We start from the raw sequence: 19,773 nt of genomic DNA, 5'->3' as shown, positions 1-19,773 counted from the left end.
ACCGGCTGGCGCTACGCGCCGCGCGGACGCAGCACCAGCTTCAGATCGGCGCCCACCTTGCCGGCGTCGACGATGTCCAGCGCGACCTTGTCGGCCAGGTCGGTCAGCGCCGGCCAGGCGAACAGTCCCCTCGCCGCGTCGCCCGCCAGCGACGGCGCGAGATAGAGGACGATCTCGTCCACCAGCCCTGCGCGCAGCATCGCGCCGTTCAGTCCAGCGCCGGCCTCCACCATCAATTCATTGATGCCGCGCCCGGCCAGTTGCGCCAGCAGATCGGCCAGATCCGCCTTGCCGTCGCGGCGAGCCAGCGCCAGCGTCTCCACTCCGCGCGCGCCGAAGGCCGCCAGCTTGCCCGCGTCCATCGCGCAGGCAGCCAGCAACGCGCGTCCGTCCTGATAAACGCGGGCGGCCGGGTCCGTTCGCAGCTCGCCGTCCAGCACGACCCGCCATGGTTGGACCGCGATGGGCAATTCGCGCACCGTCAGCTGCGGATCGTCCGCCAGCACGGTGCCGCTGCCGGTGAGGATCGCGCAATGCGCGGCGCGCAGCCGCTGCACGTCCAGCCGCGCCTGCGGCCCGGTGATCCATTTGCTGCTGCCGTTCAAGAGCGCGGTCTTGCCGTCCAGCGTGGCGGCCGCCTTCAGCGTCACCCACGGCCGGCCGCGCTCGACGCGCGACAGGAAGCCGCGGTGGACGCGGCGAGCCTCGGCCTCCATCAAGCCCGCCGACGCCTCGACGCCGGCCGCGCGCAGCCTGTCGATGCCGCGCCCCGCCACTTCATGATAGGGGTCCACCATCGCCGCCACCACCCGCGCGACGCCCTCCTTGATCAACCGCTCCGCGCACGGCGGCGTGCGGCCGTGGTGGCTGCACGGCTCCAGCGTCACGTAAGCGGTGGCGCCGCGCGGGCTTTGGCCGCGCGCCAGGCAGTCCTTGATCGCCTGGATCTCGGCGTGGTCGCCTCCCACCGCCAGCGTCGCGCCCTCGCCGATCACCGCGCCGCCTCTCACCAGCACGCAGCCGACGCCGGGATTCGGCGCGGCCCGCCGCGTCGCCCCCTCGGCCAGGCGCAGCGCGCGCTGCATGTACAGGTAGTCGTCGGCGCGGTAGTCCGTCATGTTCGATTCTTCCACTCATCGGCCAGCAGGCCGTAACAACGCATATTCCAGAAACGGCCGCCCAGAAACTGCGCGTCGCGCAGTTCGCCCTCCAGCCGGAAGCCCAGCCGTTCGGCGACGCGGCAGCTGCGCAGGTTCTCCGGCGCGCAGCCCAGTTCCAGCCGGTGCAGGCCCAGATCCTCGAAGGCGTGGCGCAACAGCAACGCCAACGCCTGCGACATCACGCCCCGGCCGACGTGGCTGTCGGCCAGCCAGTAGCCGAGGCGGGCATAGCGGTGTACGGCGCTGATGCCGTGCAGCGAACAGATGCCGGCGATTTCGCCATCCGCCAGAATCACCCGATGCGCGCTACGGCCTTCGTCGTTGCCCTCGGCCTGCAGCCGGAGAAAGGCCTCCGTCTCCGCCGCCGACTGAGGCCTGACGATGCCGGCCATCCATTGCGACAGCGTGGCGCGGTAGCGGTCGATCAGCGCATAAATCCGCTCGGCGTCGCCCGCCGGATCGGGCGGGCGGATCTCCACCACGCTCATCGCCGCGCCCGCCACTCGCCGGCCAGCATGCTGTACTGGCAGGCGTCATGATACCGGCCATGCAGATGGAGCCCCTCGCGCTGCGCGCCCTCGCGGACGAATCCCAGGCGCTCGGCCAGCGCGCGGCTGCGGGCATTCTCCATCCCCGCCAGAATGGCGATCCGGTTCAACTCCAGCGCGCCGAAACCCGCATCCAAAGCCTGCGCCGCCGCCTCGCCCATCACGCCCTTGCCGACGAAACGGTCCGCCAGCCAATAGCCCAGGAAGCCCGATCGGTGCAGCTTGCTGATGCCGTGGATATCGATGCAGCCGGCCAGTTCGCCATCCAGCGCGACCAGCCAGGATGCGCAGGCCGATCCGCTGCGCGCGCCTTCCGCGACGCCGGCCAGGAACTGCCGGCTGTCCTCCGCGCTGAGGGTGGCGTCCACCCAGGGCAGCCAGGCGCGCAGCGTCTCGCGGCTTTCGTCTATCAATGCGAACAGCCGCTCGGCGTGGATGACGTCGGGCGGCAGCAGGGCAATGCGTGTCTGGGCGATAGCGGTCATGGCGTTTCGAAAATGACAATTAAATTGCCAAAATTAATCAAGCGGCCAACGAACTGTCAATGCGAGGACTTCTGGATTTCCTTGATCGCGTCGGTGAATTCGGAAATATCCTGAAAACTGCGGTAAACCGAGGCAAAGCGGACATAGGCCACCTTGTCCAGCCGCGCCAGCTCGTTCATCACCATCTCGCCGATCTGCCGGCTGCTCACCTCGCGCTCGCCCAGCTGCAGCAGCTTGTGGCAGATGCGGTCTATCGCCTCGTCCACCAGGGTGGTGGACACCGGCCGCTTGTGCAGCGCGCGCAAAAAGCTGGTGCGCACCTTCTCGATGTCGAACTCGGAGCGGTGTCCGGCCGCTTTCACCACCTGCGGCATGCGCACGTCGGCGGTTTCGAAGGTCGTGAAACGCTTGTCGCAGACGGGACAGCGCCGGCGGCGGCGGATGCTGCTGCCGTCCTCGCTGACGCGGGAATCGATCACCTGGGTGTCCGGGTTGCCGCAGAACGCGCATTTCATGACAATAATCCTGTGGGTTGCAATAGTTGGATGTTATCAGCAATGCCGCCCGCCCGCACCGCCGGCCGCCATCCGCATATGGGCCGTCGCCAACAAAAAGCCGCCCCCAAGGGCGGCTTTTCTGCATCCGGCGAACCGGTTTGATTACTTGGCGTACACCGGGAAGCGATGGCACAGCGCGGTGGCCTTCTCGGCGACGCGAGCGATCAACGCGTCGTCGTTCGGGTTGTCCAGCACGTCGGCGACCAGATTGGCCACTTCGATGGCCTCGGCTTCCTTGAAGCCGCGGGTGGTGATGGCCGGGGAGCCGATGCGGATGCCGGAGGTGACGAACGGGGTTTCCGGATCGTTCGGAATCGCGTTCTTGTTGACGGTGATGTGGGCGCGGCCCAGCAACGCGTCGGCTTGCTTGCCGGTCAGGCCCTTGGCGCGCAGGTCGACCAGGAACACGTGGCTCTCGGTGCGGCCGGACACGATGCGCAGGCCGCGCTCGGCCAGGGTCTTGGCCATGATGGCGGCGTTCTTGATCACTTGTTCCTGATACGCCTTGAATTCCGGCTGCAGCGCTTCCTTGAAGGCGACGGCCTTGGCGGCGATCACGTGCTCCAGCGGGCCGCCTTGCAGCGTCGGGAACACATTGCTGTTGATGCTCTTCTCGAACTCCGCCTTGGCCAGGATGATGCCGCCGCGCGGGCCGCGCAGGGTCTTGTGGGTGGTGGAGGTCACGAAGTCGGCGTGCGGCACCGGGTTCGGGTACAGGCCCGCGGCCACCAGGCCGGCATAGTGAGCCATGTCGACCATGAAGTAAGCGCCGACCTTCTTGGCGATCTGGCCCATGCGCTCGAAGTCGAAGCGCAAGGCGTAGGCGGACGCGCCGCCGATGATCAGCTTCGGCTTGGTTTCCATCGCCACGCGCTCCATGTCGTCGTAGTCGATTTCTTCCTTGTCGTTCAGGCCGTAGGCGACGATGTTGAACATCTTGCCGGACAGATTGGCCGGAGAGCCGTGGGTCAGGTGGCCGCCGTGGCCCAGGTTCATGCCCATCACGGTGTCGCCCGGCTTCAGGATGGAGAAGTACACCGCCTGGTTGGCCTGGGAGCCGGAGTGCGGCTGGACGTTGGCGTATTCGGCGCCGAACAGCTGCTTGACGCGGTCGATGGCCAGTTGCTCGACGACGTCGACGTGCTCGCAACCGCCGTAGAAGCGCTTGCCCGGGTAGCCTTCGGCATACTTGTTGGTCAGCTGGGAGCCTTGGGCTTCCATGACGGCCGGGCTGGTGTAGTTTTCCGAGGCGATCAGCTCGATGTGATCTTCCTGGCGTTGGCATTCCGCGGCAATGGCGGCGGCGAGTTCGGGGTCGAATTTGGCGATCGTCTGGTCAGCAGCGAACATCTTTGACTCATCCATCAAAGGGTTAACGATGCGGCCATTCTACACGAAATGCCCGGATCGAAACCTTAACGTGAAGCAAGCTCGCCGGCGCGTTTTCCCGCCCGCGCCGGCGCAGACTCACACCGCCCAGCAGGAGCAGCCCAAAGCGCCGAAAAAGCCCTTGGCGTCCGATACCGGCAGCTCCGCGCCCCAGGCCCGCGCATGCTGGTGGCCGTGCAGGCCGCAGGCGCTGGCGCAGCCGCAAGCGGCGGCGGCCTGGCGATGCAGCGAATGGCGGCCGGCGCCTTGCGGATCGCCCCAGGCGGCGTAGCCCTTGAAGGTCCGCGCCGGCGACCAATCCGGCATCGCCGGCGGCAGCGCATTGTCGTCCAGCTCGGCGAAGCCGCCCGCAGCATAGACGACGCGGCCGCCCACCATGGTCAGCTCGGACACCAGGAAAGAGATGTCGTCCTCCGGGCAGGAAAAGAAATCCCGGTCCGGCACGACCAGATCCGCCAGCTGGCCCACTTCGATGCGGCCGCGCCCGCCCTCCTCGTTGGTGAACCAGGCCACGTTCTCGGTCCACATCCGCAGCGCGGTTTCGCGGTCTAGGCAATTGCGCTGCGGGTAGAGCCGCAGGCCGCCGACAGTCTTGCCGGTGATCATCCAGGCCAGCGACACCCAGGGATTGTAGGAGGCGACGCGGGTGGCGTCGGTGCCGGCCGACACCTTCAAGCCCTTGTCCAGCATGCGGGCGATGGGCGGCGTCGCCTCGGCCGCCGCCGCGCCGTAACGCTCGACGAAATACTCTCCCTGGTAGGCCATCCGGTGCTGCACCGCGATGCCGCCGCCCAGCGCGGCGATGCGGTCCATCGAGCGCTCGGAAAGGGTCTCGGCGTGGTCGAAGAACCAATTCAGCCCTTGCAGGGGGATGTCGCGATCCACCTTCTCGAACACGTCCAGCGCGCGGGAGATGGTTTCGTCGTAAGTGGCGTGCAAGCGCCACGGCCAGCGGTTCTGCGCCAGGATGCGCACCACTTCTTCCAGTTCGCCCTCCATTTCCGGCGGCATGTCGGGCCGCGGCTGGCGGAAGTCCTCGAAATCGGCGGCGGAAAACACCAGCATCTCGCCGGCGCCGTTGTGGCGGAAATAATCGTCGCCCTGCTTGTATTTGACGCTGGCGGTCCAGGTCAGAAAATCCTCTTTTTCCGCCTTCGGCTTCTGGGTGAACAGGTTGTAGGCCAGCCGCACCGTCATCTGCCCGGCGTCGGCCAGTTGCCGGATCACCGCGTAATCGTCCGGGTAGTTCTGGAAGCCGCCGCCGGCGTCGATGACGCCGGTCACGCCCAGCCGATTCAGCTCGCGCATGAAGTGGCGGGTGGAGTTGAGCTGGTAGTCGAACGGCAGCTTGGGGCCCTTGGCCAGCGTCGCGTACAGGATGGCGGCGTTGGGCTTGGCCAACAGCAGGCCGGTTGGGTTGCCGTTGCCGTCGCGGATGATCTCGCCGCCCGGCGGCGCCGGCGTGTCGCGGCCGTAGCCCACGGCGCGCAGCGCCGCGCCATTGAGCAAGGCGCGATCGTACAAATGCAGCAGGAAAACCGGCGTGTCCGGCGCGGCGGCGTTGATCTCATCCAGCGTCGGCAAACGCTTCTCGACGAACTGGTGCTCGGCAAAGCCGCCCACCACCCGCACCCATTGCGGCGCGGGCGTGACGGCTACTTGCCGCCGCAGCATGTCCATCGCGTCGGCCAGCGAGCGCACGCCGTCCCAACGCAGCTCCATATTGAAGTTGAGGCCGCCGCGCACCAGATGGGTATGGTTGTCGATCAGGCCGGGCAAAACGCCGCGCCCCTTGAGGTCGATCACGCGAGTGGCCGGGCCGGCCAGCGCCATGACGTCTTCGTCCTCTCCCACCGCGACGAAGCGTTTGTTTTGAATGGCGACGGCGCTGGCGCGCGGACGCCGCCGGTCCAAGGTAGTAAAGCGGCCGTTGCGCAAGATGAGGTCGGCTGCGCTCATGGTTGTTTCTCCTGTCGTATGTCGGCCGCGGCGAACAGGCTGGCGACGGCCGGTGCCGGATGCCGCAACGCCAGGCATCGCGGAATCAATTGCTCGCCGATCAGCATGCCCAGCAAACCGATGAGCGCGATGGCCGGCGGCGCAGCCGCCGGAGCCAATCCGAAAGAACGGATGAATCAGCCCTCGCGGCCGCCGAACATGGTCTTGGCGTACTGGATGCCCAGGCCATAGCCGCCGCCCAGCCTGGCCGCGATGCCAGTGGTCAGCTCGTAGGTGTCGATTCGCGCCCAGTCGCGCTGCAACTCCAGCAGGTATTGCAGCGAGGTCATCGGCCGCGCGCCGGCCTGCTCCATGCGCGCCATCGCGCGCTCGTGCGCCTCGGTCGACACATCGCCGCTGGCGTCGGCGATCACATAGACCTCGAAGCCCTGGGCCAGCGCCGACAGCGCCGGGCCGACGATGCAGACGCTGGTCCACAGGCCAGCCAGCACGATGCGGCCCTTGCCGATCTGGTTGACCTTGTCGATCACCGCGGCGTCTTCCCAGGTATTCATCGAGGTGCGGTCCAGCAATCTATGGTCGGGAAACGGCGCGGTCACCTCTTCGAACATCGGCCCGGAAAAACTCTTCTCGGCCACGGTGGTGAGAATGGCGGACACGCCGAAGCCGGCGGCGGCGCTGGCGACCAGGCCGGCGTTGTTGCGCAAGGTCGGAATATCGATGGAATGAGTAGCGAAAGCCATCTGCGACTGGAAGTCGATCAGGATCAGCGTATGGTCGCGCGGGGTCAGCAACAAGGGGCTGGGCGTAGCGGATGCAGTTGGTTTCATCGTGGAACTCTCCAATGATTCGGGCGGCGGCGGCCTGCGTCCATCGCGGCTGGCGCTGAGGGCCGCCGGCCCGCCGCCAGCGCCGGCTCACTCGCGGGTGTCCACCAGGATCAGTTCGGCGTCCTCGCTGGCCAATACCTGGATTGTTTCTTCGCCGGCGATGGCCGCGCCGTCTCCGGCTTGCAGCGCGACGCCGTTCGCCTGCGCCGCGCCGCTGGACAACACCAGGTAGCCGCGCCGCCCCTCGCCGAAACGATAATCCGCGCGCTCGCCCGCCTTCAGCGTGGCGCCCAGCACGCGGGCATCGGCGCGGATGGGCAGAGCGTCTTCGTCGCCCATGCCGCTGGCCAGCGCGACGAAAGCGCCGGAACGGTCAATCTTGGGAAAAGGCTTGTTGCCCCAAGACGGCTCGCCGCCGTGGCGGTCCGGATAAATCCAGATCTGGAAAATGCGGGTGGCGACCGGCTCCAGGTTGTATTCGGAATGGACGATGCCGCTGCCGGCGCTCATCACCTGCACATCGCCGGCCTCGGTGCGGCCGCGGTTGCCCAGGCTGTCGGCATGACTGATCGCGCCTTCGCGGACATAGGTGATGATTTCCATGTCGGCGTGCGGATGCGGATCGAAACCGGCGCCGGCGGCGATGGTGTCGTCGTTCCACACCCGCAGCCGCCCCCAGCGCATGCGCTCGGCGTCGCGGTAATCGGCGAAGGAAAAATGGTGCTTGGCATCCAGCCAGCCATGCTGGGCGGCGCCCAGGCTGGCGAAGTGACGGCGTTCGATCATGGCGCTCTCCTGCTGCTCTCGAATCGTGATGCAGCCACTATAAACAGCCGCCGCTTTCATGTTAACGGAATATATCGAATACCATGATTTCCATTATTGAGATGATCATGCCAATCCCTTCTTGACATGATGATAGAATTGGAATGATTCCCCTCGCGGAGCCTGCATGAAACGACTGCCCGATCTGGAAGCCTGGGCCATTTTCGCCAAGGTGGCCGAATGCGGCGCCTTCGCCCGCGCCGCCGACGAACTGGGCCTATCCCAGGCCACGGTGTCCAAGGCGATATCACGCCTGGAAGCGAGAATGAAGACCGTGCTGCTGCATCGCACCTCGCGCCGGCTATCGCTGACCGAGGCCGGCGACGCTGCCTTGGAGCGGGCCGCCCGCATCCTGGCCGAAGGCGAAGCCGTGGAAGCCGACATCGCCGAACAATCCAGCGCCTTGCGCGGCCGGGTGCGCATGGCCGCGCCGATGTCCTTCGGCCTGTCCCACCTTGCGCCGCTGTTGCCGGATTTCATGGAGCGCCACCCCGAGGTGGAGCTCGACCTGCACTTCAGCGACGAACAAGTGGACTTGGTCGCCAACAAGATCGACCTGGCGCTGCGCATCGCCTCCCCGGCCGATTCCAGCCTGCTGGCGCGCAGACTGTGCGCGGTGCGCATCCTGCTGGTGGGCGCGCCGTCCTACTTCGCGCGCCATGGCCGGCCCGTCCATCCGTCCGAGCTGGCAGGCCACCGCGCCTTGCAGTACAGCCATTCGCAAGACGGTCGCTTCTGGCGCTTTCGCCACTCCGACGAAGGCGAATTCGCGCTGGAAATGCGCGCGCCGCTGCGCGTCAACAACGCCGACGCGCTGGCTCCGGCACTGCGGGCCGGGTTGGGGCTGGCCCTGCAGCCGGAATTCCTGGCTTGGCAGGATCTGCAAGCCGGCCTGCTGGAAACGGCGCTGCCGGATTGGCGGGTCGACTCCATCGCGCTCTACATCCTGACCCCGCCGGGACGCGGCCGCCCGGCGCGGGTGCAGGCCTTGATCGACTACCTGGCCCAGCGTCTGGCCGGTTCGCCCTGGGCGCGGGCAGGGGGATGAAACGAAAAGCCCCGCTCTCGGCGGGGCTTGGACGGCGCGGCGCAGACGCTTATAGATCGTCGGCGGTGAAGAACAGCGGAATGCCGTCTCGGCTCTCCTGCTGCAGCGCCGCCAGCACATGCACGTCGCGCACATGGCACTCGCGCATCAGCTCGCGGAAGTTCTCTTCGATCAGCTTGACGTTGTCCAGCGACGCCAGCGGCCAGACGAAGCCCTCCCAATTTCGATCATCGTCCTTGGCCGACAGGGTGAAATGCAGCTCGCCGTTGTCGTGGGCGGACAGAATGGCCACCGGCTCCTTGTCCAGCTCCCGCAGGCGGCGGATCTGGCTGCTGGCGAAAACCTGCAGCGCCACCTCGAAACGGGAGAAGTTGCCCGCCACCAGCGCTTGCATCGCCGGCAGCGGTGGCCGGGCGATGGGGAACAGCGTGACGCCGTCGGCTTTCAGTTGCTCGCCCAGTAACTTCATCACCGGCATGCCCCAGGCGCCGACCGAGCCGCCCAGCCTCACCGGCGGCTCTCCGCCCTCCAGCGTCGCCGCGCCCAGCAAGTAGCGCAGAAACACGCCCTCCTCCTTCACCGTGACCGGCGCCGGCAGGTCCGGCAACGCCGCGCGCGCGCCATCCTGGCGCGACATGCGGTACAGCTTGGCCGCGTCCAAGCCGATCAGGCTGTCCGGATGCAACAGCGCGCCGCCGAGAGCCGCGTCGCCGCCCAGCACGCCGTGCTGGCGCAACAAGGCGTTCAGTCCATCGATGTCGGCGATTTCGCCTGGCAGCGTCGTCTGATCGCGGCTGCCGGCCACCAATACCAGCGGCAGCGCGAACAGCGCCGTCTTGGCGTCGCCGCCCTCCACCGTCTGCCGCAACGCGTCCCACACCACTTGGTAGCAGGCCTGCGACGGCACCATCGCCAACGCCACCGAGATCGACAACAGCTCTTCGCGCTGCAGCATCTCGTCCATCGCGCCCACCAGCGCTTGCTTCCACATTTCGCGGTCGTCCGCAGTCGGCGCGTCCAGCGCCGCTTGCGCATGATGGATCAGCCGGTTGGTCAATGCGACTTGGGGGTGGTATTGGCGCGGATCGGGAAGAATATGGCGGACGGCGTCCATGGTGCTGACATCCTGCAACTATCGAAAACGCCTATTGTGGCACAGCCGCCACGAACTTGCGCGGCCGTCTATGCCGCATGCCAACGCGCTGAGGCCCCGAAAAATAAGGGGTTTCAAAACGCGATGTATCAAGGAGCGACAAAAACTTACATTTCTCGACATTTTCGAAAACGCACATGTTGACACTCGGTACCGCAATCCGGATAATCCGTTCTCGTTGAGATGCAGCAATTGCTTCTTGATAGTTTCTCCTCTATTTCTCCTTTGTAGACTTGGCGCGGGCCGCAAGGCACCGCGCATTTTTTTTGCCCTCTCCCGCCAGACCCTCTCCAAAACTATTAAAAAACATTGCGCTACGGACATTCCGTCACACAACCACGCCGCCCTCCGCGCCTGGCCCCATGGCCGCCGCCACGCGAACCTCGCGCTGCCAGGTCCGTCGAATGCAGTCCATAAAAATTACATTGGGATTTACATGAAGATATATTCATTCCATATGAATTTCATGAATATTTCACTTACGAAACAAAACGAACCTACATCGGATGTAATTGTTCGTTTCTTCACGAAACGAACCAATTCAGGAGAGAAAACAGGGGGCGGAACGCTGAATATCGGCCCGGGCGAGCTTGACGGCTTGCCTGCCGTCTGACAGCGAAGTTATATGCTAACAGGGTCGAGCTGCTTAATTATGACAATGATCAATACCTTCTCATATTGAGTCCTCGGCCATTTTCACAAGCCCCCGCTCAAGGCATGCTCGCTTCATCGGCCCGCGTCTCGCGCCGGAACCCGCCGCCGCGAACAGAGTCTGATCTTCTTTTCTCCCACCCGAATTCCATGCCGATACACAGCTTCAGCCTCGCCGGCTTCCGCTCGATACGCAAACTGACGCTGGGGCTTGACGCGCTCAATATCGTCGTCGGCGCCAATGGCTGCGGCAAATCCAATCTATACAAAGCCATTCACCTGCTGCACGCCGCCGCAGAAGGCCGCTTGTCCGCCGCGCTGGCGGAGGAAGGCGGCGTACAGAAGGCCATGTGGGCCGGCGGCGCCCGCCGCGGCGACAAGGCGCGCGCGCCGAAGCGGATGATCCTGTCCGCTCGCCTGGACGACTACGACTACGAACTGCAGCTGGGCTACCCGGAGCCCAGCCTGAGCCTGTTCTCGCTGGACCCGCTGGTGAAGGAGGAAAGCCTGTGGCTGGCCGGGCGCGGCCGGCGGCCATCCACGCTGCTGCTGGAGCGCCGCAACCAGGCCGCCTTTCTCTGCGGCGTGGAAGGCGAGCGGAACAGCTACCCGGCCAGCCTGCGCGCCGAGGAGTCCCTCTTCGGCCAGTTGGCCGAGCCGCATCGCTACCCGGAACTGTCTCAGGTCCGCGAGACGCTGCGCAACTGGCGCTTCTACCACGAGTTCGCCGTCTGGCCCGGCTCGCCCTTGCGCGCGCCCCAGGTCGGCATCCGTTCGCCGGTGCTGGCGCACGACGGCGCCAACCTGGCCGCCGCGTTCCAGACCATCGTCGAGATCGGCGACCATGAGCTGCTGGACAGCATGCTGGCCGACGCCTTCCCCGATTGCCGCTTCCTGGTGGATACCCAGCAAGGCCGCTTCCAGATGCTGATGCAGCGCGATGGCCTGCTGCGGCCGCTGGAGGCCGCCGAGCTGTCCGACGGCACGCTGCGCTTTCTGTGCCTGGCGGTGGCGCTGCTCAGCCCCCGGCCGCCCGCTTTCATGGCCTTGAACGAACCGGAAAACAGCCTGCACCCGGCCTTGCTGCCGGCGCTGGCGCGGCTGATCGCCGAGGCTAGCCGTCACAGCCAGCTGTGGGTGACCAGCCACTCGCCGGAACTGGCCGAGCGAATCCGCCGCCACCGGCCGCTGAAAACCTTTCAGCTCACACAGCAGGACGGCGAAACCCTGCTGCGGGACGACTGACGCCCCTCGCATCGGCCAAGCCGCCTCCAGGCGGCTTTTTTGCATCCCATTTTTAAGAAAATTCGCCGATTTTCACCCATATGCCAATCCAGTAACGCGATATGCGGGGAACTCCCGCCATATGGTCAAGGTCCTACCCCTGTCTTGTTTATTTTATTCAACACTATGTGTAAAAAATTCTTCTCTCCTTTGCTCGTTGCCTGGCTGATCCTGATGGCGGCCATCGTCTGTGAAATCGTCGGCACCTCGTTCATGGCGGTCGCCGCCCGCAGCGGCGGCTATCTGGGCTATGTCTGGATGTCGCTGGCGCTGGCGCTGTCCTACTACCTGCTGTCCCTCGCGCTGCGCGCGATCTCGGTCGGCGTCGCCTACGCGGTATGGGAAGGTTTGGGCCTGGTCGGCCTGACAGCGGTCAGCGTCTGGCTGTTCGGCGAAAAGCTGGTGCCGCAGGAAGTGCTTGGCCTGGGCCTCGCGCTGCTGGGCCTGGTCTGCGTGACGATGGGCGAAACCCATGAAGAGGAGGCCGCGGCATGAAAACCGTTTACCTGTTATTCGTGCTGGCTTCCGCCCTGATAGAAGTGGGCGCCAACCTGATGCTGGAAAAATCCGATGGCTTCCGCCGCCGCGCCTGGGGCATAGGCGCCATTCTGCTGGTGTGGCTGGCCTTCGCGCTGCTGGGCCAAGCGGTGAAAGGCATGGATCTGGCCATCGCCTACGCCTTGTGGGGCTCCATCGGCATTCTCGGCACCGCCATCGGCGGCCGCCTGCTGTACAAGCAAAAGCTGAAGCCGATAGGCTGGGCCGGCATCGGCATCGTCGCGGCGGCGGTGGTGACCTTGTCCACCGTCTAACACAGCCAGGCCCGAAAATTCCACCGTCCCGAACGGGACAGCGGCGAAATTTTCAGGCCCGCCTGGAACAAAAAAAGGGGAGGCGCTCGGCCTCCCCTTGCTATTAGGTGCGTCGCCTTAGGTGCGTCGCCCCTGGCGGGGTGACGCACCCTACTTTTTTATTTGCGTTCGACTTGAGACACATCGCGCACCGCGCCGGTGTCGGCGCTGGTGGTCATCGCCGCGTAGGCGCGCAAGGCCGGGCTGACCGCGCGTTCTCGGCCGACCGGCATCCAGGCGTCGCGGCCCCTGGCGTCCATCGCGGTACGGCGCTTGGCCAGCTCCTCGTCTGACACCGCCAAGTGGATTCGGCGCTTGGGGATGTCGATCTCCACCGTGTCGCCCTCTTGCGCCAGGCCGATCGCGCCGCCTTCGGCCGCTTCCGGCGACGCGTGGCCGATGGAGAGTCCGGAGGTGCCGCCGGAGAAGCGGCCGTCGGTCAGCAGCGCGCAGGCCTTGCCCAGGCCCTTGGACTTCAGATAGGACGTCGGGTACAGCATCTCCTGCATGCCCGGACCGCCCTTGGGGCCTTCGTAGCGGATGATGACGATGTCGCCGGCGACGATCTGGTCGGCCAGGATGCCCTCCACCGCCGCGTCCTGGCTTTCGAAGATGCGGGCGCGGCCAGTGAATTTGAGGATGGACTCGTCAACGCCAGCCGTCTTCACGATGCAGCCGCGCTCGGCGATATTGCCGTACAGCACCGCCAGGCCGCCGTCCTGCGAGTAGGCATGGGCCTTATCGCGGATGCAGCCATCGGCGCGGTCGTCGTCCAGCGTCGGGTAGCGCATGCTCTGGCTGAAGGCGATGGTGGTGGCCACCCCGCCCGGCGCCGCGCGGAACAGGCGGTGCGGCTCGCTGCCCTCGCCGTGGCGCATCACGTCCCACTGCTCCAGCGCCGAACCCAGCGTCGGGCTGTGCACCGTGGCGACGTCGCGGTGGATCAGACCGGCGCGGTCCAGCTCGGCCAGGATGCCGATCACGCCGCCGGCGCGATGCACGTCCTCCATATGGTATTTCTGCGTCGCTGGCGCCACCTTGGACAGACAGGGCACGCCGCGGCTGATGCGGTCGATGTCGGCCATCTTGAAGTCCACGCCCGCCTCGCTGGCGGCGGCCAGCAGATGCAGCACGGTATTGGTGGAGCCGCCCATGGCCACGTCCAGGCTCATCGCGTTCTCGAAAGCCTGTTTGGTGGCGATGCCGCGCGGCAGGATGGAGAAGTCCTCGCCCTCGTAATGGCGCTTGGCCAGTTCCACGATCAGGCGGCCAGCTTTCAAAAACAGTTCCTTGCGGTCGGCATGGGTGGCCACCAGGCTGCCGTTGCCGGGCAGCGACAAGCCCAGCGCCTCGGTCAGGCAATTCATCGAGTTGGCCGTGAACATGCCGGAGCAGGAGCCGCAAGTGGGACAGGCGGAACGCTCGACGCGGTCGACGTCGGCGTCGGACACCGCGCTGTTGGCGGCCTCCACCATCGCGTCCACCAGATCCAGCTTGCGCACCTCGTTGCCCCACTGCACCTTGCCGGCTTCCATCGGTCCGCCGGACACGAATACCACCGGGATGTTCAGACGCATCGCCGCCATCAGCATGCCGGGGGTGATCTTGTCGCAGTTGGAGATGCACACCAGCGCGTCGGCGCAGTGGGCGTTGACCATATATTCCACGCTGTCGGCGATCAGGTCGCGGCTGGGCAGGCTGTACAGCATGCCGCCGTGGCCCATGGCGATGCCGTCGTCGATGGCGATGGTGTTGAATTCCTTGGCGACGCCGCCGGCTTTTTCTATCTCTCTCGCCACCAACTGGCCCATATTCTGCAGGTGCACGTGGCCCGGCACGAACTGGGTGAAGGAGTTGGCGATGGCGATGATGGGCTTGCCGAAATCGGCGTCGGTCATTCCGGTGGCGCGCCACAGCGCGCGGGCACCCGCCATGTTGCGGCCGGCGGTGGAGGTGCGGGATCGGTATTGAGGCATGGTGCGTCCTTGATCTGTAAGCAAAACCGGTCGTCGTTCCGTCACGCCAGCAGGGTAAGCTGGCGGCGGTCGGTCCGCGGGTGCCGGGTGGACCAACCAGGGTGCCGCAGCGCCGCGGGTGAGCGGCGCGACGGCGGGGAACGCTTTCCGTATAATCTCGTCACATTTCTTTTACCGCAAACGCACATCACTGACAAATGCTGATTCATCCTCAGTTCGATCCGGTGGCCATCCACCTGGGCCCGCTGGCCGTTCATTGGTACGGCCTGATGTACCTGCTGGGCTTCGCCCTGTTCCTCACCATGGGCAAGTACCGCCTGAAAAACGGCAACGACGTGCTCACCGTGCCGCAGTTGGACGACATGCTGATGTACGGCGCGGTCGGCGTGGTGGTCGGCGGCCGCCTGGGCGAAGTGCTGTTCTACCAGCCCGGCTACTATTTCAGCCATCCGCTGGAAATCTTCATGGTGTGGAAAGGCGGCATGTCCTTCCATGGCGGCTTCCTCGGCGTGCTGATCGCGGTGGCGATCTACGGCCGCAAGGTGGGCCGCGGCTTCTGGCAACTGACCGACTTCGTCGCGCCGCTGGTGCCGCTGGGCCTGGCGGCCGGCCGCGTCGGCAACTTCATCAACGGCGAGCTGTGGGGCCGCGTGGCCAGCCCGGACCTGCCCTGGGCCATGCTGTTCCCGCAGGCGCGCATGGAAGACATCGGCGAGGCGCAGCAATCGGCCGATCTGATGAACATGCTGATGCAGTACGGCGGCCTGCTGCGCCACCCGTCGCAGCTGTACGAGTTCGCGCTCGAGGGCATCGTGCTGTTCGGCGCGCTGTGGATCTACAGCGCCAAGCCGCGCGCCACCGGCAAGGTGTCGGCGGTGTTCCTGATCGGCTACGGCCTGGCCCGCTTCGTCAGCGAGTACTTCCGCAACCCGGACGCCGGCATTTTCGGCAAGTCCGACGTGATCAGCATGGGCCAGTGGCTGAGCCTGCCGATGATCGTCATCGGCGTGGCGCTGTTGGTGTTCTTCGGCAAGCGCAAAGCGGCCTGAGGCCTGTTTCCCCGTTTCCAGCCGAAGCGAAAAGCGCCGTCCCCATTTTAGGGAAGCGGCGCTTTTTTCATGCTCAGGAATGACGCGAAAAGCGGGCATCTCCATCGGCAAACGCGTCAGTCGGTTTTGCGGGCCGGCCTTCTTCGCTGAACAACTCCGGCATCACCTGATGCGCGCAGTCCCGCATCTGTTGCCCCGCGCTCCTGGCCGCGCCATCCTCCGACGCCAGCAGGGCTCTCCCCACCCGATCCAAGGCGGAATGGCTGCCGCGCAGGCCGGCGTAAATGTAAATCGGAGACTGCGGCGGCGGACTGCTGCCATCAACACAACCGGTGCCCTTCAGCTCACCCATGAAATCGGAGTATATCGAACCGGCTTTCTTGTCCAGCAACCACTCCATCCATTGCAAACGCCGATATTCATCCACCAGCGCGAGCTCATCGGCTTTGCGCCCTCCCCTTCCTTGTAAAGCTGAAAGCGCCCCACCCCATCCGCCTATATCGCGCGCCACGCGCAATACGTCAGGCCGGCCAAAGCCAAGCCCCAGCACAAGGCCGTAGCGATCAACACTCGGCGCAATAAACCAGCCATGCCGCGCTGTCTTTCCTCGAACGAGCGCCCGGCGCCGTTCCTTTTGCCAAACAGCCTGGCCAACGCGCAATCCAGTTGCGCCAAGTCCGCCTCGCCACTCATCGTCCGCAAAATGCCGGCATCCAGCTGCAGGCGCCAGCTCAACCAAGCCTGCCATAGCGCGGCGAGCGCGCAGGCAGGCAGCCAGATCGCCCCTCCCTTGAGCAAAGCCAGCACCAACAACAGAACTGGAGAAGGCCAGCACAGCCAGCGGCAGGAAGAGAGGGCGGCGGCGCTCAGCCGCGCCTGAGAGAGATCATCCGGGCTCATAGCGGCTCCAGTTTCGCGCATAGCTCGGCTAGCTGCGCATATTGGCTCTCGCTCAATTCCACGCGCTGCCGGCGCTGGCTCAGCAAGGCTCTGGCCTCGGCCAATGATGCCGCGCGGCCCGATGCCACCAGCCAGGCCAAGGCCACCGTCGCGCTGCGGGTCAGTCCCAAGGCGCAATGCACCAGCAAAGGGCCAGGCGCTTCGACGCGCAAACGCTCCAACGCATGGACGGCCCGGCTCAAATCGTCGACGCAAGGCAACAGCAAATCCAGCAGCGGCACGCTCTCGTAGGCCGCATGGACATGCGCTCGCCTATCATACTCGGCGGCCAGGTCCAACACGGCGGCAAAACGTTTTTCCTCCGCGGCGGAGATCGGCCCCAGCCAGACGCCCGGCGCGATCTCCTCCGCGCCAGGCAGGCTGCGCAGGAAATAACGGTGGCACAGACCGGCCGCCAGGCTATATGGCCACAGCAGCACGCGGGCGGAGAATCGACGACAACCACCCTGTTTTTGCATCACCGACGGCCCAAGCCCCAGATATCCCAAGGCAGGCAAGGCCAGGGATGCGGCCGGCCAATATAGCAGCCACCCCCAGCCTCCCGCCGTCCATGCGCCAGCCAGGCAAGCGGCGGCAGCCAGTCCGTAGCGCGCGGCCAAACGGTGGCTGCGCCGTCGCGCCTGCGCGCGCCGCCGGCCACCCGCCTCCATCGGCAGCGCGTAGCAAACCAGAACCGCCAGCGCGAAACCGCTGGGAACATCCCAGAAATGATGTTGCCAGGTCGTCAGCACGGACACGCCGATCAACGCGAACCAGCCATGCAGCAGCCAGCGCCACCGGGGCGGCACATGTTGCCAGTAGCGCAGCCACAACACCGTCAGCAAGCCGATGTGCAGCGAAGGAGCCTGGTTGAACGGCTTGTCGAAACCCATCAGCAGCTGGAACAGCTGGCCGAAGACGCCATCCAGCGGCGGCCTGTCGAAACCGAAGCGCAGCGGGAACAGAACAAAACACAGGCAAGACAGCGCGGTGACCGCCAGCAGCCTCATCGCATGGACATTCAACTCCCGCCTGCTCGCGCACAGAAACAGGGACAGGCCATACAGCAGGTCTATGCTCCAGTACGGCGCGATGGTCCATGGCCACAGCGGAATATGGCGTTCCCAGGCCATGGCGAGATTGCCCACCCTCTCCGGCGGCAGGCTGGCCGCGTACTCGTTGGCCGCGCCGTAGAGCAGAAAAAAACCCGGTCCCAGGATCAGCAGCCACAAGCAGGCCAGCCGCCAGGGACGCCTCTCCCCAGCCACGCTCATGCGCCGGCGCTTTCCGCCGCCCGCGCTTCTGTCTGGTCGGCTGAGCCGGCCCGCCTGGCCAGGCTGACGGTGAATACCCCCCATTCGTCTATCCGCTGCTCCAGTTTCTCGAAGCCGGCGGCGGCCACCAATTGATCCATTTCCTGCTGGGTGCGCCGGCGCATGATCCAGTCTTCGCCGCCGCGATGGCTGGTCAGCGTGCGGGCGATCAGTTCCAGTTGCGGGTGCCAGGGCTGGTTGGTATAGACCAGGTAGCCGCCCGGCGGCACCGCCTCGGCCAACCCGGCAAGCGACTGGCGTATCGGCTCGTTCTGCGGAAACAGTTCGTACAGGCCTGACACCACGGCCAGAGTCGGCGCGGGCTGCAAGGCGGCCAGATCGGCTCGGTCGAAAGCGTCGCCCTTGTCGAAACGCGCCTTCCCTTCCAGGCCGCGCTCGCGTATCAAGGCGCGGCCGGCCTCGACGTTGATCTCGCTGTAGTCGCGCAGCTGCGCGTGCTCCACCGCGCCGCCCAAAGCGCCTATCGCGTCCAGAATGTAGCGGCCATGCCCTGCGGCGATGTCGACGACGCGCACCGGCGCGCCGGCTTCCCGCAGCCGGCCGGCCGCGTCGGCGATCAGCGCCTCCAGATTCAGCTTGCGCTGGCGTATGCCCTTCCAGCCCACGCTGTCCAGGTAAGCGCGATCGCCCAATCTGCCTATCGGCGTCAAGCCCTCTGCTTGATTGCGATAGACGTAATCCAGCGTGCTGCCGGAATCGAAACCGGTTTGCCAGCCCAGACGAATGCCGGCGGACAAGCGTCCTACCGTGGCCAGGGTCAAACGCGTCAGCGCGAAATTCCAGCGCCGCGGCGAGCACCACGGCCTAGGCTGTTGCAAGCGCTGAAACTCGGCGGCGGTGTAGCCGCCCTGGTCGGCCCGCGTCAGATCCGCCTCGGCCGGGCTCGCCTCCACCCTGGCGATGAAGGCGCGGATCTTGTCCAATGCCAACGCGCGGTCGCGCTCGCCCAGCGTGTCATGATAAAAGCCCGGCAGCTCGTGCATCTCCTTCAGCGGGCTGCCCAGACGATTGAAGAAAGTGTGCTGCGGCCCCTTGTGGACGACGAAATCCGCCCCAGACACCAGCAACTGGGTCGGCACGGTGATGGCGCCGGCGTCGGCGACGATGCGCTCGGCGGTATCGTACAAGGCCAACAGGATGTTGGCGGAAATCGGCCGGGTGATCAGCGGGTCGCTGTCGTAAGACGCGATGCGTTCCGGATCGTGGCTGAGAAAGCGCGCCTTGACATAGGAATTGACGAAGAAATTGCCGCGCAGCTTGTACAGCAGCTTCAAGCCCGGCCGGGCGAGCGGCACATACAGCTTCACCTTGAAAGCGGGAGAGGCCAGCAGCAGCGCGCGGACGCGCGGCGCGTAATCGTGAACCCAGGTCGCCGCCAGCACCGCGCCCACGCTCTGGGCGATGACGACGATTTCGTCGATCTTCAAACCATGGCTGCGGCACAGATGGCGGATGAACGCGTCCAGGTCCCGCACCGTGGCGCCCAGGCTGGGACTATAGCCGCGCGGCCCCTCGTTGCGGCCATGGCCGCGCGCATCCCAGGCGAACATAGGCGTGTCCGGCATGCCCAGTTCGTCCGCCAGGTGCTGCAGCCGGCCGGAATGCTCGTGGCCGCGATGCAGCAGCACGATGGCGCGCGGACGCCGGCCGGCGTCCAAAGCCGGCCAATGCCGGTAAAACAGTTGTTGTCCGTCGAAAGAGGCGAAACTGAGCTCCTGAGCCTGTCGCATGATGA

The 19,773-nt window shown here is 65.7% G+C and carries 21 protein-coding genes; 6 read left to right on the top strand and 15 right to left on the bottom strand.

Features of this window, described 5'->3' with window-relative positions:
• Window positions 1–11: 11 nt before the first annotated feature.
• From ribD to DK842_RS13945, 9 genes are all read right to left on the bottom strand, one after another.
• Entirely contained in the window at window positions 12–1,118 is a 1,107-nt protein-coding gene (gene ribD, locus DK842_RS13985) for a bifunctional diaminohydroxyphosphoribosylaminopyrimidine deaminase/5-amino-6-(5-phosphoribosylamino)uracil reductase RibD (RefSeq protein ID WP_114061988.1), read from the bottom strand.
• The gene (locus DK842_RS13980; RefSeq protein WP_114061987.1) at window positions 1,115–1,648 is read right to left on the bottom strand and encodes a GNAT family N-acetyltransferase; all 534 of its coding nucleotides are present in this window, start codon (window positions 1,646–1,648) and stop codon (window positions 1,115–1,117) included. The genes ribD and DK842_RS13980 overlap by 4 nt, the downstream gene beginning before the upstream one ends.
• Entirely contained in the window at window positions 1,645–2,193 is a 549-nt protein-coding gene (locus tag DK842_RS13975) for a GNAT family N-acetyltransferase (protein WP_114061986.1), read from the bottom strand. Before DK842_RS13975 ends, DK842_RS13980 begins: the two co-directional genes overlap by 4 nt.
• A gap of 56 nt (window positions 2,194–2,249) precedes the next feature.
• Entirely contained in the window at window positions 2,250–2,708 is a 459-nt protein-coding gene (gene nrdR / locus DK842_RS13970) for a transcriptional regulator NrdR (RefSeq protein ID WP_114061985.1), read from the bottom strand.
• A gap of 144 nt (window positions 2,709–2,852) precedes the next feature.
• On the bottom strand, window positions 2,853–4,100 hold the full coding sequence (gene glyA, locus DK842_RS13965) for a serine hydroxymethyltransferase (RefSeq protein ID WP_114061984.1): 1,248 nt from the start codon (window positions 4,098–4,100) through the stop codon (window positions 2,853–2,855).
• 117 nt (window positions 4,101–4,217) lie between these two features.
• The gene (locus DK842_RS13960) at window positions 4,218–6,098 is read right to left on the bottom strand and encodes an amidohydrolase (RefSeq protein WP_114061983.1); all 1,881 of its coding nucleotides are present in this window, start codon (window positions 6,096–6,098) and stop codon (window positions 4,218–4,220) included.
• Window positions 6,095–6,256 carry a DUF1427 family protein gene (locus DK842_RS24260; protein WP_406849996.1) on the bottom strand — a complete coding sequence of 54 codons (162 nt, stop codon included), beginning with the start codon at window positions 6,254–6,256 and terminating at the stop codon, window positions 6,095–6,097. Before DK842_RS24260 ends, DK842_RS13960 begins: the two co-directional genes overlap by 4 nt.
• A gap of 18 nt (window positions 6,257–6,274) precedes the next feature.
• Window positions 6,275–6,928 (bottom strand): hydrolase, encoded by a 654-nt coding sequence (locus DK842_RS13950; protein ID WP_114061982.1) that lies wholly within the window; start codon window positions 6,926–6,928, stop codon window positions 6,275–6,277.
• 87 nt (window positions 6,929–7,015) lie between these two features.
• On the bottom strand, window positions 7,016–7,714 hold the full coding sequence (locus DK842_RS13945; RefSeq protein ID WP_114061981.1) for a pirin family protein: 699 nt from the start codon (window positions 7,712–7,714) through the stop codon (window positions 7,016–7,018).
• A 166-nt stretch (window positions 7,715–7,880) separates the two neighbouring features.
• Between DK842_RS13945 and DK842_RS13940 the strand changes: the two genes are divergently transcribed.
• The gene (locus DK842_RS13940) at window positions 7,881–8,801 is read left to right on the top strand and encodes a LysR family transcriptional regulator (RefSeq protein WP_114061980.1); all 921 of its coding nucleotides are present in this window, start codon (window positions 7,881–7,883) and stop codon (window positions 8,799–8,801) included.
• A 49-nt stretch (window positions 8,802–8,850) separates the two neighbouring features.
• Here DK842_RS13940 and DK842_RS13935 read toward each other — a convergent pair whose 3' ends face one another.
• Window positions 8,851–9,915: a hypothetical protein gene (locus DK842_RS13935; RefSeq protein ID WP_114063745.1), complete on the bottom strand. Its 1,065-nt coding sequence runs from the start codon at window positions 9,913–9,915 to the stop codon at window positions 8,851–8,853.
• Between the two features lie 238 nt (window positions 9,916–10,153).
• Between DK842_RS13935 and DK842_RS23460 the strand changes: the two genes are divergently transcribed.
• From DK842_RS23460 to DK842_RS13920, 4 genes are all read left to right on the top strand, one after another.
• Window positions 10,154–10,567 carry a hypothetical protein gene (locus DK842_RS23460; protein WP_168194885.1) on the top strand — a complete coding sequence of 138 codons (414 nt, stop codon included), beginning with the start codon at window positions 10,154–10,156 and terminating at the stop codon, window positions 10,565–10,567.
• A 188-nt stretch (window positions 10,568–10,755) separates the two neighbouring features.
• Window positions 10,756–11,850, top strand: coding sequence for an AAA family ATPase (locus DK842_RS13930; protein ID WP_114061979.1), 1,095 nt, complete (start codon window positions 10,756–10,758; stop codon window positions 11,848–11,850).
• A gap of 165 nt (window positions 11,851–12,015) precedes the next feature.
• Window positions 12,016–12,384 carry a DMT family transporter gene (locus DK842_RS13925; protein ID WP_114061978.1) on the top strand — a complete coding sequence of 123 codons (369 nt, stop codon included), beginning with the start codon at window positions 12,016–12,018 and terminating at the stop codon, window positions 12,382–12,384.
• Window positions 12,381–12,701: an SMR family transporter gene (locus tag DK842_RS13920; protein ID WP_021476982.1), complete on the top strand. Its 321-nt coding sequence runs from the start codon at window positions 12,381–12,383 to the stop codon at window positions 12,699–12,701. The genes DK842_RS13925 and DK842_RS13920 overlap by 4 nt, the downstream gene beginning before the upstream one ends.
• A 158-nt stretch (window positions 12,702–12,859) precedes the next feature.
• Here the strand turns inward: DK842_RS13920 and ilvD are convergent, their stop codons facing one another.
• Complete coding sequence (ilvD, locus tag DK842_RS13915; protein ID WP_114061977.1) at window positions 12,860–14,716, bottom strand: dihydroxy-acid dehydratase; 1,857 nt, start codon at window positions 14,714–14,716, stop codon at window positions 12,860–12,862.
• A gap of 197 nt (window positions 14,717–14,913) precedes the next feature.
• Between ilvD and lgt the strand changes: the two genes are divergently transcribed.
• The gene (gene lgt, locus DK842_RS13910) at window positions 14,914–15,765 is read left to right on the top strand and encodes a prolipoprotein diacylglyceryl transferase (protein WP_114061976.1); all 852 of its coding nucleotides are present in this window, start codon (window positions 14,914–14,916) and stop codon (window positions 15,763–15,765) included.
• 73 nt (window positions 15,766–15,838) lie between these two features.
• On the opposite strand, the gene DK842_RS13905 is transcribed toward lgt, so the two are convergent.
• From DK842_RS13905 to DK842_RS13890, 4 genes are read right to left on the bottom strand one after another with little or no spacing between them, the layout of a single operon-like run.
• On the bottom strand, window positions 15,839–16,276 hold the full coding sequence (locus DK842_RS13905) for a hypothetical protein (RefSeq protein WP_145964039.1): 438 nt from the start codon (window positions 16,274–16,276) through the stop codon (window positions 15,839–15,841).
• Window positions 16,261–16,665 (bottom strand): hypothetical protein, encoded by a 405-nt coding sequence (locus DK842_RS13900; RefSeq protein ID WP_114061974.1) that lies wholly within the window; start codon window positions 16,663–16,665, stop codon window positions 16,261–16,263. Before DK842_RS13900 ends, DK842_RS13905 begins: the two co-directional genes overlap by 16 nt.
• Complete coding sequence (locus DK842_RS13895) at window positions 16,662–17,978, bottom strand: phosphatase PAP2/dual specificity phosphatase family protein (RefSeq protein WP_114061973.1); 1,317 nt, start codon at window positions 17,976–17,978, stop codon at window positions 16,662–16,664. Before DK842_RS13895 ends, DK842_RS13900 begins: the two co-directional genes overlap by 4 nt.
• The gene (locus DK842_RS13890; protein WP_114061972.1) at window positions 17,975–19,768 is read right to left on the bottom strand and encodes a bifunctional alpha/beta hydrolase/class I SAM-dependent methyltransferase; all 1,794 of its coding nucleotides are present in this window, start codon (window positions 19,766–19,768) and stop codon (window positions 17,975–17,977) included. The genes DK842_RS13895 and DK842_RS13890 overlap by 4 nt, the downstream gene beginning before the upstream one ends.
• Between the last annotated feature and the right edge of the window lie 5 nt (window positions 19,769–19,773).

Origin of the sequence: Chromobacterium phragmitis, assembly GCF_003325475.1 — a bacterium.
Classification (GTDB): domain Bacteria; phylum Pseudomonadota; class Gammaproteobacteria; order Burkholderiales; family Chromobacteriaceae; genus Chromobacterium; species Chromobacterium phragmitis.
This window is presented reverse-complemented; position numbering and strand designations above follow the sequence as displayed.

Excerpts from the sequence above, each read along its gene's own strand:
- ribD (WP_114061988.1), bottom strand. The coding sequence starts at position 1,118 with ATGACGGACTACCGCGCCGACGACTACCTGTACATGCAGCGCGCGCTG.
- DK842_RS13980 (WP_114061987.1), bottom strand. The coding sequence starts at position 1,648 with ATGAGCGTGGTGGAGATCCGCCCGCCCGATCCGGCGGGCGACGCCGAG.
- DK842_RS13975 (WP_114061986.1), bottom strand. The coding sequence starts at position 2,193 with ATGACCGCTATCGCCCAGACACGCATTGCCCTGCTGCCGCCCGACGTC.
- nrdR (WP_114061985.1), bottom strand. The coding sequence starts at position 2,708 with ATGAAATGCGCGTTCTGCGGCAACCCGGACACCCAGGTGATCGATTCC.
- glyA (WP_114061984.1), bottom strand. The coding sequence starts at position 4,100 with ATGTTCGCTGCTGACCAGACGATCGCCAAATTCGACCCCGAACTCGCC.
- DK842_RS13960 (WP_114061983.1), bottom strand. The coding sequence starts at position 6,098 with ATGAGCGCAGCCGACCTCATCTTGCGCAACGGCCGCTTTACTACCTTG.
- DK842_RS13950 (WP_114061982.1), bottom strand. The coding sequence starts at position 6,928 with ATGAAACCAACTGCATCCGCTACGCCCAGCCCCTTGTTGCTGACCCCG.
- DK842_RS13945 (WP_114061981.1), bottom strand. The coding sequence starts at position 7,714 with ATGATCGAACGCCGTCACTTCGCCAGCCTGGGCGCCGCCCAGCATGGC.
- DK842_RS13940 (WP_114061980.1), top strand. The coding sequence starts at position 7,881 with ATGAAACGACTGCCCGATCTGGAAGCCTGGGCCATTTTCGCCAAGGTG.
- DK842_RS13935 (WP_114063745.1), bottom strand. The coding sequence starts at position 9,915 with ATGGACGCCGTCCGCCATATTCTTCCCGATCCGCGCCAATACCACCCC.
- DK842_RS13930 (WP_114061979.1), top strand. The coding sequence starts at position 10,756 with ATGCCGATACACAGCTTCAGCCTCGCCGGCTTCCGCTCGATACGCAAA.
- DK842_RS13925 (WP_114061978.1), top strand. The coding sequence starts at position 12,016 with ATGTGTAAAAAATTCTTCTCTCCTTTGCTCGTTGCCTGGCTGATCCTG.
- DK842_RS13920 (WP_021476982.1), top strand. The coding sequence starts at position 12,381 with ATGAAAACCGTTTACCTGTTATTCGTGCTGGCTTCCGCCCTGATAGAA.
- ilvD (WP_114061977.1), bottom strand. The coding sequence starts at position 14,716 with ATGCCTCAATACCGATCCCGCACCTCCACCGCCGGCCGCAACATGGCG.
- lgt (WP_114061976.1), top strand. The coding sequence starts at position 14,914 with ATGCTGATTCATCCTCAGTTCGATCCGGTGGCCATCCACCTGGGCCCG.
- DK842_RS13900 (WP_114061974.1), bottom strand. The coding sequence starts at position 16,665 with ATGAGCCCGGATGATCTCTCTCAGGCGCGGCTGAGCGCCGCCGCCCTC.
- DK842_RS13895 (WP_114061973.1), bottom strand. The coding sequence starts at position 17,978 with ATGAGCGTGGCTGGGGAGAGGCGTCCCTGGCGGCTGGCCTGCTTGTGG.
- DK842_RS13890 (WP_114061972.1), bottom strand. The coding sequence starts at position 19,768 with ATGCGACAGGCTCAGGAGCTCAGTTTCGCCTCTTTCGACGGACAACAA.